The sequence below is a fragment of the Enterobacter sp. ENT03 genome (genome assembly GCF_019218745.1).
Lineage (GTDB): Bacteria > Pseudomonadota > Gammaproteobacteria > Enterobacterales > Enterobacteriaceae > Enterobacter_D.
In genome coordinates this window covers 117017-134163 of record NZ_JAHUXA010000010.1, presented here as the reverse complement: position 1 = coordinate 134163, position 17147 = coordinate 117017, and the positions used below count along the sequence as shown (strand labels likewise).

Genomic DNA, 17147 nt, shown 5'->3' with positions numbered 1-17147 from the left:
TTTTTAATTATAAAGCCTGATTATTTTCGGAATTTATCAATTTGTAATACACAGGCTCCTTTTATAATGCCATTTAAATGAACAACAGTGAAAAGGATGTTTAAAATGGCAATTCCGGCATATTTATGGATGCAGGACGATGGCGGTGCTGATATTAAGGGTGCAGTTGATGTTAAAGACCGTGAAGGAAGTATCGAAGTCTTCGGTTTCAGTCATGGATTACATTTACCCACTGATAACAGTACCGGTAAGATCACTGGGACGCGATTACATGCTCCATTAACTTTTCAAAAAGAATTTGATTCGTCAAGCCCATACATTTATAAAGCGGTAGCGCAAGGGCAAACGCTAAAAAAAGTGGAGATTAAATGGTATAAAATCAACCATGGCGGGCAAGAGGAAGAATACTTTAATATGTTACTCGAAAACGTTAAAGTAATCTCTATTTGCCCATTGATGCATGATTGTAAAAATCCAGCAACTGAAAAACATAATCACTTAGAAAGCGTTTCATTACGGTATGAGAAAATCACATGGAAACATTGTGATGGTAATATTATTTACTCAGATAGCTGGAATGATCGATGATTCGGTGCACTTTCTATTTGAATGGCAATCAGTTGAGTAATCTCAGTTGCCCTGGCATTGGTTTTTTTCCTGCCTATTCTGGTACAGGATCATCACGTAACAATGCTAATGATATAGCCATCCCATCAATCGGCCCGCTACCTCCAGGAGTGTATTATATAGTTACGCGCGGGACTGGTGGCTTACTTACGGCGTTAAGGGATACTTTTGCGTCGTTTGCTTCTGGTTCGGATAGATCACTATGGTTTGCCCTATACAGACAAGATTCACAGATTGATGATCTAACATTTATTGGTCAGGTGGAGAGAGGGCACTTTAGGCTACATCCGGCAGGATATAAAGGGATTAGTGAAGGTTGTATTACACTACTTAGCTTATCCGATTTTATGTTGTTACGTAATCTTTTACTCAGTACACCCACAATCCAGGTAACAGCCTCATTAACAGCGTTTGGTACAATACAGGTGTACTAATGAAGCCAATACACTACGCACTACTATGGATTGGAGAAGCATTGCTGTTTACAGTGGTGTTAGTACTGATATATGCGTTGATGCCAGAGGTTAAAGTGTACAGCCTCATTAGAATGTATACGGACGTTATACCTGGTGATACGTGGGACAAATATTACTTTCTATTTTTATGTGTATCATCACTATTGATAGTCGCAATCTTAGTATATTTGACAGCATTAATTAAGAAGCGCTAAAACTAAACACCCTTATAGATATTACCCATAAGGGTGTTTATCGAGTTTTGGAATATCCTTGTTCAATTACACTCTTCGGTGCGCTTGTTGATTATTGCACTTTTTGTGCTTCATCCGCCGCGCGGATCGCCGCAACTTTCTTGCCAAACGCCAGGTGCAACAGCGCCAGCATCCCAAACGCCGGGAGCAGGGTGGTCAGCGCCGATATACCCAGCGCGCCTTTTATCAGCATCGCGCCTGACGCAATCAGCAGTAAAAACACCATGATGCGGAACACCTTCACCGAAATCCGCTTATGAACGTACTGCCCGACCAGCGAGCCGAGGATCATAGTCGGGATACAAAACATCACCAGCTTGACGGTGGAAATGGTCAGAATACCGCTGGTGGCCAGCCCGCCGATAATGGCGATATTGTTCGCCGTAAAAAAGGCGTTCAGCGTACCGCGAAAAGCGGCGGGAGCCAGATTACGCAGCATGCCGTACATCACCACCGGCGGCCCGTTGGTGGAAAATGCCGCGCCCAGCGCCCCGGCAACCGCACCCATAGGTGCTGCGATCCAGCGCTTGTCGTACACCGGCAGGCGCGGAATAAACAGGCTGTAGAACGAATAGAGAATAATAAAACCGCCGAGGCCAATTTTCATAATGTGGTCGGGCAGGTACGACAGGGCATACAGCCCCACCGGAATGCCCGCCAGCGAAAACGCAATCAGCACCAGCGCGGATTTCCAGTCGGTTTCCTTGCGCGACAGCCAGGTGGCGTAAAGCGCCGTTGCTGTGCCGACCATCACCGACATCGGCGCGGCCATTTTTAACGGCAGCACCATCGTGATCAGCGGCATGGCGGTCAGCCCGCCGCCAAAGCCCGCGCAAATGCCGACGAAGGTGTAAAGAAACATCACCGCGACCACGATCAGGATCGCGCTGGTTTCCAGCGTCACGCCATCAGGGGTGAGTAAGGTAAAGAAGTCCATATCTGCCCCTTAGTTCAGCGACAATCCCGCATCGACAATAAAGTCCTGCCCGGTGCAGCCGCAGGATTCGTCGGACGCCAGAAACAGCGCCAGCCGCGCACAGTGCGTGCCGTCGAGACGGAATTTCAGCGCCTGTAATTCGACAAACTGATTCACCGCCGCTGGATCGAGTTTCGCCCACATCGCGTCCTGCTTCGCGGTGCGGATCGCCCCCGGCACCAGGCTGTTCACCCGGATGCCGCGCGGCCCCAGCTCCTGCGCCAGCGTACGGGTAAAACCGTGAATAGCCGCTTTCGACAGGGAATAGCACACTCGTCCCGGACGCCCGCGCATCCAGTTGATCGAGCCCATATTGATAATGCTGCCGCTGCCTTTGCGCGCCATGCCGGGAATCACCGCTTGAATGGCGAACAGATGATGGCGCAAATTCACATTAATACGGTTGTTGAAATAGTCTTCGGTTAAATCATCAATAGTGTGGTGATCGTCACTGCCCGCGTTATTAATTAAAATATCGACGTCGCCTAATTTGCCGATAATGTTTTCGAAGCACGTTTTAAGCTGTGAAATATTTGTCACGTCGCAAAATAAAAAATAGCAGCCGAGTTCCGCCGCCAGTTTTTCCCCGGCGTTGGCGTCAAAATCGAGAAAGGCCACCTGCGCACCCTGATCCACAAAGGCGCGCACATATTCCTCACCAATACCGCTGGCTCCGCCGGTAATAACGACCACTTTTTCTTTCAGGCTTTTATAAATTACGTCTTTCATCTTCATGACTCCCCATTATTTGCTGGCACTTTTTTTAACGACTTTCAGCGTGGCGGAAAAATCTTCCCCGCCGAGGCCCTCTTCCATTCCCTGGTCATAGACATTTTTTACAACGTTGACGCCGGGTAAATACAAGCCAGATTCAATCAGCATGGCTTTCATAATGGTGACGTCTTTCGCCATATTCTGAAGCGAAAACGCGGCACGGTAGTCTTCGGCCATCAGGCTGTTAATTTTGCTGTCGAGATACCAGTTAGTGGCCCCACCAAAAGAGATCGCTTTATGAAAATCCACTTTGTTGATGTCGTAGTGTTCCGCCACGGTCAGCATCTCATTAACGCTGTTCTGAATGCCCGCCACCAGCAGGTTGTGCACCATCTTCATTACCAGTCCGCGTCCATTCTCGCCCATGTGGATCTGGTTATTGCCCATCATCGCCAGGATCGGAGAAACCTGTTCCCACGTCGCTTTGTCACCGCCAATATAAATCCCCAGTTCACCCTTTTGCGCGGCGGGAACGGATTTCACCACCGGGGCGTCCAGCATTATTGCACCGGTTTTTTTCACTTTTTTTGAAATATCAATCGACACTCCAGGGTCGATGGTGGACATATCAATGGTGATTTGCCCCTGGTGTAAATACGGCAGCATCTGCTGATAAACATCACGCACATGCTCCGATCGCGGAACCATACTGATAATTACGTCCGCACGGCGGGCAATATCTATCACCGAATCTGCCTGTTGTGCGCCACTTAATACCAGTCGGTTAACCGCATCCTGATTAATATCAAAGACCAGCACCGTGCCGTTAAATTTAGCGACAATGTTTTTGGACATAGCATCGCCCATCAGGCCAAGCCCGATAAAACCAATTGTTTTCATTTTTCAGTTCTCTTTAAATTTTAATTTCGTCATTCCGGGGACAGAAATCGGGAGAGTAAATATTGCGCCAGAAAGCGGATGGGCTTTTATTTCCTCGTCAGATATATTTTCGCGGGTAGTCGTAATAAATAAGGTTTTCATATTCGGGCCGCCGAAACAGACCATCGTCGGGCAACGCACGGGTAGGGTGTGCTCTTCCAGCACGTCCCCCTGGGGTGAAAAGCGCGCGATGCGCCAGCCGTCAAACAGTGCACTCCAGTAGCAGCCTTCCATATCTACGGCTGCACCGTCCGGCCTGCCGTGGCCGCGTGGGAAGGTTTTCCACACCTCGCGCTGGCCTGGATCACCCTGCGCGTCCAGCGGCGTGCGGTAAATAACATGGTTCGGTGTGTCGCTGGTGTACATCCATTTCCCGTCCGGGGAAAACGCCAGCCCGTTCGCGCCGAGGATGTCGCACTGCAACACTGTGGTTTGCAGCTCAGCGTCCACCCGGCAGAGCAACGCGCCGTTGTAATCGCGCGGCCCCCAATAGGTGCCCGCATAAAAGCGCCCTTGCCGGTCAGTGCCACCGTCGTTAAAGCGTGCCAGTTGTGGGTTGTTCGGGTTATCGCAGACTTTTTGCGTCAGCCTGCCTTCGCCTTCGGTCAGCCAGATGGCGGAACGCAGCGCCACAATCAACCCGCCACGCTCGCGCAGGGCGAAGCAGCCCACTTCTTCGGTAAAGTGCATCACGCCGTGTGTACCGCTTTGCGGCTGATAGTGATGAATTTCCTGGCGCAGAATATCGGTCCAATACAGCGTCTGGCTGTCGGCATCCCAAGTCGGGCACTCCGGCAGCTCGCCGTGATAGTCAAAAAGTACGTCCATCTTCAGACATCCTTATCGTCATGCTGAGTGTCAGCGTGCCGCCGGGCGTGATGCGATCCATCGCCTGGTCGCTGCTGCCTGCCGGGAAGCGGTTAATGGCGTCGTTGATATGGCTGACGGGTTCGATAGCCGCCACATTGCGCCCGTCGCCGGGGATAAAAAACACCAGATTCGGCGTATTGCTGTGCAAGGTGGCGCGGATGTCGCGCTGCGGCCAGCGCACGGTTGCCTCGCCGCTCCAGCCGGTAAAGCAGTTATCTACCGAGCCGGGGAGTGGCGTTTTAAAATGGGTGTAGTCCCATACGGGCGGCACGGCGACGTCCTCAGCCGGCAGGCTGGTGTCATCGTTCAGCCAGACGTGGGCGGCGCGAAACATGACTTCGCTGCGGGCGGCATCGGCAAAAAACGGGTGAAAGCCCAGTCCGGCGGGCACGGCGTGATCCACGAGATTGTGATACGTCAGCGTCACGGTGAGGCCATTTTCGGTCAGCGCAAAACGTTGGCTGGCCCGCCATGGCCACGGCCAGCACGCAGAGGCCGGGCAGGTGAGCGCAAGATCAATCTGCGTTTCACTCGCGCTTACCACCTCCCAGGCCTGCTGCCAGCCGATGCCGTGCAGCGCGTGCGGGTTATCCGGCACGTTGCGCGTTACCTGAAAAGGCTGGTCATCAAAGACGAAGCGCCCGTCGGCGATGCGATTAGACCAGGGGATGAGCGGATAACTGCCACACATGTTGGCGCGCTGTACGCCATGAGGATCGAGAGGGCGCAAGATCTCTTGCCCGCGCCAGCGTAGCCAGGCAAGCGCACCGCCCAGCGCTGGCGCGACGGCGATATGCATATCGCCGTATTTACATTCGATAAGCCGGGTCATCAGTACACCTCGCCGCCGCGCAGGGTGAGATTTTCCCCGCGAATGGCCGCCAGCTGCTCTTTTGCGCGCGCCAGCATAAAACTCATGTCCGAGGCCAGTGCCACAAAGTTAAAGCCCATCTGCTGATACTTATTCACCAGGTCCGGATTGCCGCCGACGATACCGCAGGGTTTGCCGAGGCGCTGGCACGCCTCCAGCCCGCGTTTAATCATCGCCTGCACCTCCGGGTGCGACGGATTACCGGGGTGCCCCATCGCCGATGACAAATCGCCCGGTCCGATAAAGAAGCCGGTAATGCCGTCCACCTCATTAATGGCGTCGATACTGGCGATGGCTTCCGGCGTTTCCAGTTGCAGGATCAGACACAGTTCGTCCCGCGCCTCCTGCACGAACTGCGCATTGCCGCCCCAGCCGGAAGCGCGGTGCATGGCGGCGAATCCGCGTTTGCCATACGGCGGGTAATACGCGGATTCCACGGCTTTTTGCGCCTCTTCCGGCGTGTTGATAAAAGGGATCATCAGCGACGTCGCGCCGCCATCGAGTGCGCGTTTGATCAACACCACATCGTTACCCGCGAGGCGGTAGAGCGGCGTGGTGGTGGCGCTGATGCTGCGGATTGCCCGGTCAATGCGGATAGCATCCAGCGTATCCACGGCGACATGTTCCTGATCCAGCACCAGAAAATCGAATCCGACCGTTGCCATCGCTTCGGCGACGGTATCGCTGCTGGTCATCATCCAGGTGCCGAGCAGGCGCTGGCCTGAAAGCACGGCGTGTTTAAAAGGGTTCATCAGGGTTCCTTAAAAAATGGGCGGTTCAGCGACATCGCCGCCGGATTGCAGAAAATCGAAATCGCAGCCTTCATTCGCCTGGGTGACGTGCTGTTGGTAGAGCGCCGCCCAGGAGCGTGCAAAAACAGTGTGCTGCGGGATAAGTTCGGCGCGGCGGCGGGCGAGCTCGTCGTCGTCCACCAGCATATTGAGCGTGCCCGCCTCAATATCGAGCGCTACCCGATCCCCGGTACGCACCAGCGCCAGCGGCCCGCCGACCGCGGCTTCCGGCGCAACGTGCAGAATGCAGGTGCCGTAATGGGTGCCGGACATCCGCGCGTCGGAAATACGCATCATGTCGGTTACGCCCTCGCGCAGCAGCTTTTTGGGGATCGGCAGATTGCCCCATTCGGGCATTCCCGGCGCGCCCACCGGCCCGGCATTGCGCAGGATAATCACCGTATCTTTGGTGACCGCCAGATCGGGGTCGTCGATCTGATCTGACAGCGCCTGATGGCTGTCGAACACCAGTGCCGGGCCGGTATGCTTGCGCAGCTGCGGGCTGGCGGCGGAGGATTTCATTACCGCGCCATTCGGGCATAAATTGCCGTGCAGCACGGTCAGCGCGCAGCCCTGCGACAGCGGTATCACCGGGTTGGTAAGATCGCGGATCACGTCATCGTCGTAGCAGTGCGCCTGTTCGAGCCAGGCGCTGACCGGCTGGTTGGTCACGCCCCGCGCCTGCGGATGCAAGAAAGCGGCGAGCTTTCTCAGTTGTGCCAGCAGACCGCCCGCAAAGAAAAAATCGTCCATCAGGTATTTTCCCGACGGGAACAGGTTAGCGAGCACCGGTACCTGGCGGGCAATGGCTTCCATATCAGCGAGCGTCAGCGGAATAGCGGCGCGGTTCGCCATGGCAATGAGGTGGATCGCCGCATTGGTGGAGCCGCCCAGCGCCATATACGCGACGATGCCGTTCAGAAAATTATTTTTGGTCAGCCAGCGGGACGGTTTATGGTCGTACCACACCATATCGACTATAGCCTGGCCGCACTGCGCCGCCATTTGCGGATGACGGCTGTCTGCTGCCGGAATGGAGCTGGCTCCCGGCAGCGTAAAACCCATGGCGTCGGCTATAGAGGTCATGGTCGACGCGGTGCCCATGGTGTTGCAGGTGCCGATGGAGCGCGTCATCGCCCCTTCCAGCTCCACCCAGTCGTGCGGCGTAATGGCGCCGAGGCGCAGTTGATCCCAGTATTTCTTGGTATGCGTCCCCGCGCCGGTATTCTGGCCGCGCCATTTGCCGGTGGTCATCGGCCCTGCGGGGCAGAAGATCAGCGGCAGATCCATCGACAGCGCGCCCATCAGCAGTCCGGGTGTGGATTTATCACAGCCGCCGAGCAGCACCACGCCGTCTATCGGATGCTGGCGCAGCAGCTCTTCCGTTTCCATCGCCAGAAAATTGCGGTACAGCATGGTGGTGGGCTTGACCATCACTTCACCCATCGACAGCGCGGGCAGCTCGACCGGAAAACCGCCCGCCGCCCAGACGCCACGCTTCACGGCTTCAGCCCGCTCGCGCAAATGCGCATGGCAGGCGCTCATGTCGCTCCAGGTATTGATAATGCCGATGACCGGTTTGCCAAGAAACTCGTCCCGGCCAAATCCCATTTGTTGTGTGCGCTGGCGGTGGGCAAACGCCCGGATGGTATCGGGGGCGTACCAGCGCTGGCTGCGGAGTTCACCGATCTCACGGCGTGGTAAGCGATCTGTGTTGAACATCATGTAAGTACTCCGGTATTGGTTTCTTTATACGGTAATATCGTAGCGCTACGATATTCAAGATGGCTTAGCGCTGTTTTGTGATAGCCCCCGCAATTACCTCACCGTGAGTATGGTTTTTGACAGGCCAGCTCAAATTTTCCGCCTATTGTCGTTATTTGTCGGGGAAAGGCTGTGGAATAGTAATGGCACAGCATGATCAGGGAGGGTGGTGTTATGCAGATGCTATTTTCTGTCGCGTCGTTTTTACTTTTCTTAATTTTCGTAGCGCTATATTCATATCGTAAAACCAAAGGTATTTCAGAAGCGGGCGTGGAGGGGTTTTTTCTCGCCGGGCGGGGATTATCAGGCTATTTCATTGCCGGATCGCTGCTGCTGTCCAACCTCTCGGCGGAACAACTTGTGGGGCTGAACGGCAATGCATATCGCTTTGATATTAGCGGCATGGCCTGGGAAAGCACCGCCGCAGTGGCGACCATCATTATGGCGTTGTTTTTTCTGCCGCGCTTTTTGCGTCGCGGACTGACCACGCTGCCGCAATTTCTGGAAACGCGCTTTGATCGGACGACCCGGCGGATGGTGAGCATTATGCTGCTGGTGGGCTATGCGGTGATGGCGAACCCGTGCAGCCTCTATCTTGGCGCGATCACCATGAATGAAATCTTTGATTTGCAGGCTTTTTTTAATCTATCCGCCTGGAGCGCCATCGCGCTGCCAGCACTGGCGATGGGGGCGATTGGTGGCCTGTATGCTACCCTGGGCGGGTTGAAAGCGGTGGCAATCTCCGACACCATCAGCGGCGTGATTTTACTGATCGCCGCATTGCTGATCCCCGTGTTGGGGCTGTTCGCCCTGGGCGACGGTGCCTTTATCAGCGGGGCAACGCGCCTGCTGAGTCACCCGGAGCAACTGAACGCCATCGGCAGTGAAACTGCATCCGTGCCGTTCAGCACGGTATTTACCGGGATGCTGTGCGCCAATATGTTCTATTGGTGCACCAATCAGATGATCATTCAACGCACGTTAGGGGCGTCGTCCCTCGCGGAAAGTCAGAAGGGCGTGCTGCTGGCGGGCAGTATCAAACTGCTGGTGCCGCTGGTGATGGTGCTGCCGGGACTGATTGCTTTCAACCTGTTTGGCCCGGTGTTCAGCAATGCGGATTATGCGTATCCGGCGCTGGTAAAAGCGCTGTTGCCGTGGTGGCTGACGGGCATGTTTACCGCCGCCATTTTCGGCACGGTGATCAGCCATTTCAATTCGATTATCAACGCCAGCGCCACGCTGTTTGTTATCGATCTCTATGGCCCGCTCACTGGCTGTCAGGATGAAGCAAAACTGGTGCGGGTGGGGAAAATCGCTTCGCTGGTGTTTTCGCTGGTATCCATTGTGATGGCCCCGTTATTGCTGCATACGCCGAACGGCATCTTTGATTTGATGCGCCGCTTTACCGGCTTTTATAACATCCCAATCATCACCCTGGTGTTAGCGGGATTTTTAACGCGCAACGTCCCGGCGCGGGCGGCGAAAATAGTGCTTGTTTTTCATATTGTTGTTTATGCGATCTATACCTTCAGCGGCGTGCAAAAACTCATTCCTCTGCACTATATCCACGTGATGGGGCTACTGTTCATCATTGAACTGACGATACTGCTGCTGATGGGGTATCTGCGGCCTGCAGGCTGGGTTGAGCTAGCGGTGGCACCCGCCAGAATACCGATGGAAAAATGGCGTTACGCCATCCCCTCAAGTGTTATGATGATGGCCGTTTTAATCAGTATATTTATGACGTTATCCCCCCTCGGCCTTGCCGCGAAAACGGGGATACCAGCGAGTTTCGGCTGGTGGCTTGCCGCCGTCTGGGCCGGGGCGTTGCTGCTGATGTGGCTGTTAACACGGAATAATAAAACGGGAGTGGAATGCGCCAGAGATCACGCCAAATCGTAAAACTTGATGATGTCGCCGCGAAGGCTGGCGTCTCGCCCTCCACGGTTTCGCTTTATATCCGCCAGCCCGATCGCGTGTCGGAAAAAACCGGCAAAAAAATCCAGTCGGCTATCGACAGCCTGGGTTACGTGCATAACAAAATCGCCAGCCAGTTTACCGGCGGGCAGAGCAGCAATATGGCAATGGTGCTGCCGTCGCTGGCGAACAGTTTTTTTAGCCATGTGGTGCAGCGCATTGAATCCACGGTGAGCGTGCAGGGGTTTCAGTTGTCCATCGCCTCCCACGATCACAGCCTCGATAAAGAAGAAGAACAGATCCGTTCGATTCTGCAATGGTCACCCGCAGTGATTGCCATTGCCGGGGCAGACCATAAGCCTTCGACGCTGAAAATGCTGCGTAACAGCGGTGTGCCGGTGGTGCAGATGTGGCAGGTGGATGGCGGCGCTTTCCCGGCGCGGGTCGGCAATAATCACACGGAAATTGGCTATGCGGCGGCACGTTTTCTGCTCGATGCTGGCTGCCAGGAGCTGGCGTATTTTACCACCCGCTTTGATGACGATATTCGGGCGCGTATTCGTTTCGCCGGTTTTAGTCGCGCGCTGAAAGAGCAGGGTAAAACCGCGCTGCTGGTAGATATTCCCCGTGCGGAAAATATCTGGCAGGCCAGCCGGGAAATCCTCGTCCCGACGCTGGTCAAAGCGCGCGGGCTGGACGGCATTTTTTGTACCAGCGATTCCATTGCCACTGCACTGCTGATGGAAGCGCACAGCCGTGGCATCGCCGTACCCGAAAAGCTGAGCATTCTGGGCTACGGGGATTTCCCCTCCAGCGCATGGCTGTCGCCGGTCACGCTCTCCAGCGTGAATCTCAACGCCAGCGTTATTGCCGCCCGCACCGCGGAAATGATGCTGCGTATGAGCGCCGACCGCAGCTGGAAGGGCGACATCGTCGACGCCGGATTTGAGATCGTGCCACGCGACAGTACGCGACTGCCGTTTTGAGCGTTAACTAATCCGTTTTTTTCCAGCGACTGTCAGGGTGTAGCGTTGCTTGCTGCTGCGGGGTTTGTCGGGGATGGTCATAGCCACCAGACCGGCGTTTAAAGCAGGCAGGAGAAATTTCGTCCGGAAATATTCTGTATCTTTAAGACCCAATGCCTGCTGCAACTGTGCTCGCGTCATTTCTCCTTCCAGTGCTCGACATACTCTCTCTTCCGGGGTGACTTCCGGGGTAACTTCCGGGGTAACTTCCGGGGTGACTTCCGGGGTAACTTCCGGGGTCAGTGCATTGGGGTGCACACTCAAACGCGTCAGGAAAAAAGTGCGCTCTTCATCAGTATCAAAGACAGGAGGTGGTGAACCGTTTTTGTTCATTGCTCGTAATATTTTCGGAACGCCTGTTGAACGCCCTTCCGTCAGATCCAGCTCTTTCAAAAATTCACCAATGCGACGATTCCGGTAGCGGCGGCTAACGGCCCGCCCTTGTTGCAGTTCAGGCAAGCGAATTGATCGATCGGGGCCGGGGAAACTTAATACCATCAACTCTTCGGCTGTGATGCGGATCTCAACAGGTTCACGTATTTCATATGAGCGATGATAGACCGCATTGACTACCGCTTCTTCAATTGCCGCTAGTGGGAAATTCCAGAAACGCTCGGCCTCGGGTTTATCGGCGTGTTTAACGACTATCTCTTTGATGTAATTTCGATTTATGTAACTTAATGCGTCTCGCGTAATTTTATCCAGCGGACCGGAGAAGATTTTTTCCTCAAAACGATCACCTGCCGGGCCATCAGGAAAATAAACAACATCTATTTGCGTGGCAGGGAAAAAGCGCGCCGGATGCTCATTAAAAAACAACAGTCCAACGTTTTTAGGGCATAGCGACTCAACAGGCCCGCCAGCAATATTCATTCTGCGACTAATGTCATCAAGGCTCAATGCTTCGTGCCCGGCAGCGAGCTCGCTGCCAATGGACGTTAAATATTCCTGAATCAGTCGGGGCGATAAATCCTGCATAGAGGCTGCTAAACGATAACGATCGTCAAAAGGAACCGACGCAGCTAGCCCCATTAATTCATGTTCTTCATCCGTGGTCGCTTTTTTTGTACTGGTATGTTTTCGGATATACCACGCCCATTCATTTTTTTTATCGGATAAGGTGGTTTTCGATTTATAAGGCCGTGATTCTCCTCCCGGTACCCACAGCACCAGAATGTCTTTATCCATATAACGATAGACAGCACTTAAAGGGTGGTAAGCCGGAACGATGGCAGCGTGGCCCAGGTTGAGCAGTTCTTTCTGGAGCCTGTCTATTTGATCCGATTTTAATCCAGCGGGTGGCAGGATGGGCTGGCCGTGTTGCTCTTCGATGCCAATAACAATGTAGCCACCGCCGAGGTTATGAAAATCATTAGCAAAAGCGCAAATGCTGTGCAGTACAGATTCCGGATTCCATCCACTTTTATATTCGATGCGTTCGCTTTCTACCGTTCGCTTCGAAAGTAGATCTTTGATATTTATAGGGAGTTTCGTTTCCATTCTATGGTCCCATAAAAGAGTGTGATCGCGATGAATAGCGTAAAAGTGAAGAGCTTAAGAGAGAATATACAGGTGAAACCTGACTGTCTGCCCGTTTTGTGAGTCATACGCTACTTCCGCATACAGCCCTTACACCGCCGACTGTTCACTCTCTTCATTTCCCGCTACAGTTATCCTTCCACGGCTGATAAGGAGAGGGAAATGCTCTATATCTTTGATTTAGGTAACGTGATTGTTGATATTGACTTCAATCGGGTACTGGGTACATGGAGCGATTTCAGCCGTGTGCCGCTGGCGACACTAAAGCAGAGCTTTACGATGGGTGAGGCCTTCCATCAGCATGAGCGCGGGGAGATCACCGACGAAGCCTTTGCCGAGGCGCTGTGCCATGAACTGGATCTGCCGCTCAGCTACGAGCAGTTTTCCCACGGCTGGCAGGCGGTATTCGTTGCCCTGCGCCCGGAGGTGATCGACATCATGCATAAATTGCGCGATCAGGGGCACCGGGTGGTCGTGCTGTCCAATACTAACCGCCTGCACACCACCTTCTGGCCGGATGAATACCCGGAAATTCACGCTGCCGCCGATCAAATTTATCTCTCCCAGGATATGGGGATGCGTAAACCGGAAGCGCGAATTTATCAGGCGGTGCTACAGGCTGAAGGATTCAGTGCTGCCGATACGGTCTTTTTTGACGATAACGCCGATAATATAGAGGGTGCGAATCAGCTGGGGATCACCTCTATTCTGGTGACAGGCAAAGACACTATCCCGACCTATTTTGCGAAGCAGTTATGTTAAAAACCGTTCATCATAAAGCCAGGCATCACAGCCGACCGGTGGTCGCCTGGCTCAAATTGCTCTGGCAGCGTATTGATGAAGACAATATGACGACGCTGGCGGGGAACCTCGCCTATGTGTCGCTGCTGTCGCTGGTGCCGCTGGTGGCGGTGATTTTCGCGCTTTTCGCCGCGTTTCCCATGTTTACCGACGTCAGCATCCAGCTACGGCACTTTGTGTTTGCGAATTTCATGCCCGCCACGGGGGATGTGATCCAGCGTTACATCGAACAGTTTGTCGCGAACTCCAGCAAAATGACGGCGGTAGGCGCGTGCGGGCTGATCGTCACCTCATTGTTATTGATGTATGCCATTGATAGCGCACTTAATGTCATCTGGCGCAGCAAGCGAATACGCCCGAAAATTTACTCCTTTGCGGTGTACTGGATGATCCTGACGCTGGGGCCGCTGCTGGCGGGCGCGAGCCTGGCGATCAGCTCCTATTTGCTCTCTCTGCGCTGGGTCAGCGATCTCGATAGCGTGATTGACGATGTACTACGGATTTTCCCGCTGATCTTGTCCTGGCTGTCGTTCTGGCTGCTGTACAGCATCGTGCCGACCACGCGGGTACCGAACCGCGATGCGGTGGTTGGCGCGCTGGTGGCCGCCCTGTTATTTGAACTGGGCAAAAAAGCGTTCGCCCTCTACATCACCATGTTCCCCTCTTATCAGCTGATTTACGGCGTGCTGGCTGTGGTGCCGATTTTGTTCCTCTGGGTCTACTGGACGTGGTGTATCGTCTTGCTTGGCGCGGAAATAACTGTCACTCTCGGGGAATACCGCAGACTCAAAGAAGCCGCACAAGAAGAGCACGCAGACCAACCATGATCGCATTGATTCAACGAGTTACCCGCGCCAGCGTCAGCGTGGAGGATGAAGTGACGGGCGAAATCGGCCCAGGCCTTTTGGTGTTATTAGGGGTCGAAAAAGATGACGACGAGCAGAAAGCCGACCGCCTGTGCGAACGGGTGTTGGGCTATCGTATTTTTAGCGATGCTGACGGCAAAATGAACCTCAACGTGAAACAGGCGGGTGGCAGCGTGCTGGTGGTGTCGCAGTTCACCCTGGCGGCCGATACCAGCCGTGGCATGCGTCCGGGGTTCTCAAAAGGCGCTGAACCTGAGCGTGCCGAAGCACTGTATGACTATTTCGTGTCGCGTTGCCGCAGCCTCGATATGGTGACGCAAACCGGACGATTCGCTGCCGATATGCAGGTTTCGCTGGTGAATGACGGCCCCGTGACGTTCTGGCTCCAGGTATGAGCCAGCGTGCGGTGTTGCCCCGGTCAACAAGAGAGAATACCGCTATGTATCACCTACGCGTACCGCAGACAGAAGAAGAATTAGAACGTTATTACGCCTTTCGCTGGGAAATGTTGCGTAAGCCGCTGCATCAGCCGCGCGGCTCCGAGCGCGATGCCTGGGATGCGATGGCGCATCATCAGATGGTTATGGACGAGGACGGCAAGCTGGTGGCCGTCGGACGGCTCTACATCAATGCCGATAATGAAGCCTCGATCCGCTTTATGGCGGTACATCCCAGCGTGCAGGACAAAGGCCTTGGCACGTTGATGGCGATGACGCTGGAATCCGTAGCCCGTCAGGAAGGCGTAAAGCGCGTCACCTGTAGCGCCCGGGAAGACGCGGTGGAGTTTTTCGCCAAGCTCGGCTTTGTGAACGAGGGCGAGATCACCGCGCCGCAGACCACCCCGTTACGCCATTTTTTGATGGTAAAACCCGTCGCCTCGCTCGATGACATTCTGCATCGCGGCGACTGGTGCGGTCAGTTACAGCAGGCCTGGTATGAGCATATTCCGCTCAGCGAAAAAATGGGCGTGCGTATTCAGCAGTACACCGGGCAAAAATTTATCACCACCATGCCCGAGACGGGCAATCAGAATCCGCACAACACGCTATTTGCCGGCAGTCTGTTCTCGCTGGCCACGCTCACCGGCTGGGGCTTAATCTGGCTGATGCTGCGCGAGCGTCATCTGGGCGGCACCATTATTCTGGCGGATGCGCATATTCGCTACAGCCAGCCAATCAGCGGCCGCCCGAGCGCCGTCGCGGATTTAGGCTCCCTCAGCGGCGATCTGGATCGTCTGGCCCGTGGCCGTAAATCCCGCGTCCAGTTGCAGGTCGAACTCTTCGGCGACGATAAAGCGGGGGCGATTTTTGAAGGCATCTATATCGTCCTGCCCGCCAAACCTTTCGGGCCGCTGGAAGAGGGCGGTAACGAGGAAGAGTAGGGCTAAGCCGATGACGCCCTTGCAGGCCGTGTGAAACGTTCTGCAGGGGCGGTGATATGCCGCGCCGTAAGCGCTCTGCGCTCGTCCAAAATATTGCTGACGCTCGATTTTGAACCGGGTTTGTTCGCTAAATCTGCTGCTTTCAGCCTGGTGCACTCAGCGCACTACACTCAGGTGCGCTTTTTCCATATTTTTTAGAGGCGACCGACACGCCAGGCCACGTCGCGCATCGCATTTTGCGCAGCCTGGCTTATTCCACCGAGCTGGAAGAATCCATGGTTCACGCCGAGGTAGCGTTGTGCAGTACAGGACACTCCTTGCTTTGTCATACGCTGGTACAAGGCTTCCCCTTCGTCACATAAAGGATCGAATTCAGCGGTAATAATGTGTACCGGTGGCAGGCCCTGGAAATCATCCCGCCACAGGGGACTGGCTTCCGGATGCATGCGATCGGTATGGAGCAGATACATTTCATAACCGCTCAACAGTGTGTCTCGGGTAATGACGTAATCCTGGCCATTTCGCGTATAGCTTTCATAATGCGCGGTCGCATCAAGCATAGGGTAGATCAACATCAACTGAGCGGGTTGCCATTGCTGCGCGGCTTTCAGGCGTAACGCCGTTACCAGTGCAAGGTGGCCTCCTGCACTGTCACCCGCGAGGGTAATTTTATGCTTATCAATGCCTAAGCGCCCGGCGTAGTGCCAGACAAGGTTTGCTCCTTTTTCCGCGTCGTCATGCGCCGCCGGGAAAATATGCTCAGGCGCCAGCCGATACTGCATAGCAATGACACGGCATTGACTAAAGTAAGCCAGCTGGCGTAACTGGTTATCGTGGGTGGTAAATCCGCCGCTGACAAAACATCCTCCATGATAATAAATTACACAAGGTAGCGAACCGACGGCATTTAAGGGCGAAACGACGCGAAACGTCATAGCGTCAAGCTCAATATCTTCTACCCTAACGCGCGTTTCGGTTTCGCCCGCCAGCGCTGTGCTGGCAACATATCCTGCACGCCGGTCATCAATATGTTGGTCCCGTGAAGATGGACGTCCATCAGCGATAAAGGCGTCAACTAACCCCGCAATGCCTTTTTCGAGCACCATACTTTACCCTCTCCATTAACTGTATGTATAAACAGTCTTATAGCGGGGTGGATAACCGTTGTAAACGCCAGGTTCTCAGGGGATTACGCTTTCTGAAAGCGCCTCACAAAATCCCGCGTCCAGTTGCAATTCGAATGCTTTGGTGACGATAAAGAGGGCGGCAACGAGGAAGAGTAAAAGCCTGGTCATTAGGCTCTGAGTATCCACAACCCGGTGTGCCAATGGACCGGGTTGCGCTCATTAATTTATCT

The 17147-nt window shown here is 54.3% G+C and carries 17 protein-coding genes and 1 pseudogene; 8 read left to right on the top strand and 10 right to left on the bottom strand.

The features are described 5' to 3' along the window. The first annotated feature begins 105 nt into the window (after nucleotides 1–105). Together KW828_RS14140 and KW828_RS14135 are read left to right on the top strand one after the other, a co-directional pair. A complete protein-coding gene (locus KW828_RS14140) occupies nucleotides 106–588 on the top strand; it encodes an Hcp family type VI secretion system effector (RefSeq protein ID WP_218336943.1) in 483 nt (160 codons plus the stop codon). Then, nucleotides 585–1061, top strand: a complete 477-nt coding sequence (locus KW828_RS14135) for a DUF2778 domain-containing protein (RefSeq protein ID WP_218336942.1) — start codon at nucleotides 585–587, stop codon at nucleotides 1059–1061. Before KW828_RS14140 ends, KW828_RS14135 begins: the two co-directional genes overlap by 4 nt. Nucleotides 1062–1388: 327 nt before the next feature. On the opposite strand, the gene KW828_RS14130 is transcribed toward KW828_RS14135, so the two are convergent. Genes KW828_RS14130 through araD form a run of 7 tightly spaced genes read right to left on the bottom strand, consistent with a single transcriptional unit; the run spans nucleotide 1389 to nucleotide 8222 of the window. Continuing rightward, on the bottom strand, nucleotides 1389–2273 hold the full coding sequence (locus KW828_RS14130; protein ID WP_218336941.1) for a sulfite exporter TauE/SafE family protein: 885 nt from the start codon (nucleotides 2271–2273) through the stop codon (nucleotides 1389–1391). Nucleotides 2274–2282: 9 nt separating this feature from the next. Beyond that, nucleotides 2283–3041: an SDR family NAD(P)-dependent oxidoreductase gene (locus KW828_RS14125; RefSeq protein ID WP_256350183.1), complete on the bottom strand. Its 759-nt coding sequence runs from the start codon at nucleotides 3039–3041 to the stop codon at nucleotides 2283–2285. 15 nt (nucleotides 3042–3056) lie between these two features. Further along, complete coding sequence (locus KW828_RS14120) at nucleotides 3057–3926, bottom strand: NAD(P)-dependent oxidoreductase (RefSeq protein WP_218336939.1); 870 nt, start codon at nucleotides 3924–3926, stop codon at nucleotides 3057–3059. Nucleotides 3927–3929: 3 nt separating this feature from the next. Beyond that, the gene (locus KW828_RS14115) at nucleotides 3930–4793 is read right to left on the bottom strand and encodes an SMP-30/gluconolactonase/LRE family protein (RefSeq protein ID WP_218336938.1); all 864 of its coding nucleotides are present in this window, start codon (nucleotides 4791–4793) and stop codon (nucleotides 3930–3932) included. Next, nucleotides 4777–5667: an aldose 1-epimerase gene (locus KW828_RS14110; RefSeq protein ID WP_218336937.1), complete on the bottom strand. Its 891-nt coding sequence runs from the start codon at nucleotides 5665–5667 to the stop codon at nucleotides 4777–4779. Before KW828_RS14110 ends, KW828_RS14115 begins: the two co-directional genes overlap by 17 nt. Next, entirely contained in the window at nucleotides 5667–6458 is a 792-nt protein-coding gene (locus tag KW828_RS14105; RefSeq protein WP_218336936.1) for an HpcH/HpaI aldolase/citrate lyase family protein, read from the bottom strand. The genes KW828_RS14110 and KW828_RS14105 overlap by 1 nt, the downstream gene beginning before the upstream one ends. Nucleotides 6459–6467: 9 nt before the next feature. Further along, nucleotides 6468–8222 (bottom strand): L-arabinonate dehydratase, encoded by a 1755-nt coding sequence (araD, locus tag KW828_RS14100; RefSeq protein WP_256350182.1) that lies wholly within the window; start codon nucleotides 8220–8222, stop codon nucleotides 6468–6470. A 213-nt stretch (nucleotides 8223–8435) separates the two neighbouring features. Here araD and KW828_RS14095 point away from each other — a divergent pair, with 213 nt between their 5' ends. Both KW828_RS14095 and KW828_RS14090 read left to right on the top strand, forming a co-directional pair. Further along, nucleotides 8436–10163 carry a solute:sodium symporter family transporter gene (locus KW828_RS14095; protein WP_218336935.1) on the top strand — a complete coding sequence of 576 codons (1728 nt, stop codon included), beginning with the start codon at nucleotides 8436–8438 and terminating at the stop codon, nucleotides 10161–10163. Beyond that, a complete protein-coding gene (locus KW828_RS14090; protein WP_218336934.1) occupies nucleotides 10136–11164 on the top strand; it encodes a LacI family DNA-binding transcriptional regulator in 1029 nt (342 codons plus the stop codon). The genes KW828_RS14095 and KW828_RS14090 overlap by 28 nt, the downstream gene beginning before the upstream one ends. A gap of 3 nt (nucleotides 11165–11167) precedes the next feature. On the opposite strand, the gene KW828_RS14085 is transcribed toward KW828_RS14090, so the two are convergent. Next, nucleotides 11168–12703 (bottom strand): Fic family protein, encoded by a 1536-nt coding sequence (locus tag KW828_RS14085; protein WP_218336933.1) that lies wholly within the window; start codon nucleotides 12701–12703, stop codon nucleotides 11168–11170. Nucleotides 12704–12904: 201 nt separating this feature from the next. On the opposite strand from KW828_RS14085, the gene yihX reads away from it, so the two are divergent. From yihX to fabY, 4 genes are read left to right on the top strand one after another with little or no spacing between them, the layout of a single operon-like run. Then, complete coding sequence (gene yihX / locus KW828_RS14080) at nucleotides 12905–13504, top strand: glucose-1-phosphatase (RefSeq protein WP_218336932.1); 600 nt, start codon at nucleotides 12905–12907, stop codon at nucleotides 13502–13504. Next, the gene (locus KW828_RS14075; RefSeq protein ID WP_218336931.1) at nucleotides 13498–14370 is read left to right on the top strand and encodes a virulence factor BrkB family protein; all 873 of its coding nucleotides are present in this window, start codon (nucleotides 13498–13500) and stop codon (nucleotides 14368–14370) included. Before yihX ends, KW828_RS14075 begins: the two co-directional genes overlap by 7 nt. Continuing rightward, nucleotides 14367–14804, top strand: a complete 438-nt coding sequence (gene dtd, locus KW828_RS14070; protein WP_218336930.1) for a D-aminoacyl-tRNA deacylase — start codon at nucleotides 14367–14369, stop codon at nucleotides 14802–14804. The genes KW828_RS14075 and dtd overlap by 4 nt, the downstream gene beginning before the upstream one ends. Before the next feature lie 44 nt (nucleotides 14805–14848). Beyond that, nucleotides 14849–15790: a fatty acid biosynthesis protein FabY gene (fabY, locus tag KW828_RS14065; RefSeq protein WP_218336929.1), complete on the top strand. Its 942-nt coding sequence runs from the start codon at nucleotides 14849–14851 to the stop codon at nucleotides 15788–15790. Between the two features lie 2 nt (nucleotides 15791–15792). On the opposite strand, the pseudogene KW828_RS21930 reads toward fabY, so the two are convergent. Further along, nucleotides 15793–15936 (bottom strand): annotated as a pseudogene (locus tag KW828_RS21930) (transcriptional regulator); the annotation flags it as partial. 48 nt (nucleotides 15937–15984) lie between these two features. Next, nucleotides 15985–16896: an alpha/beta hydrolase gene (locus KW828_RS14060; protein ID WP_218336928.1), complete on the bottom strand. Its 912-nt coding sequence runs from the start codon at nucleotides 16894–16896 to the stop codon at nucleotides 15985–15987. Nucleotides 16897–17147: the final 251 nt, after the last annotated feature.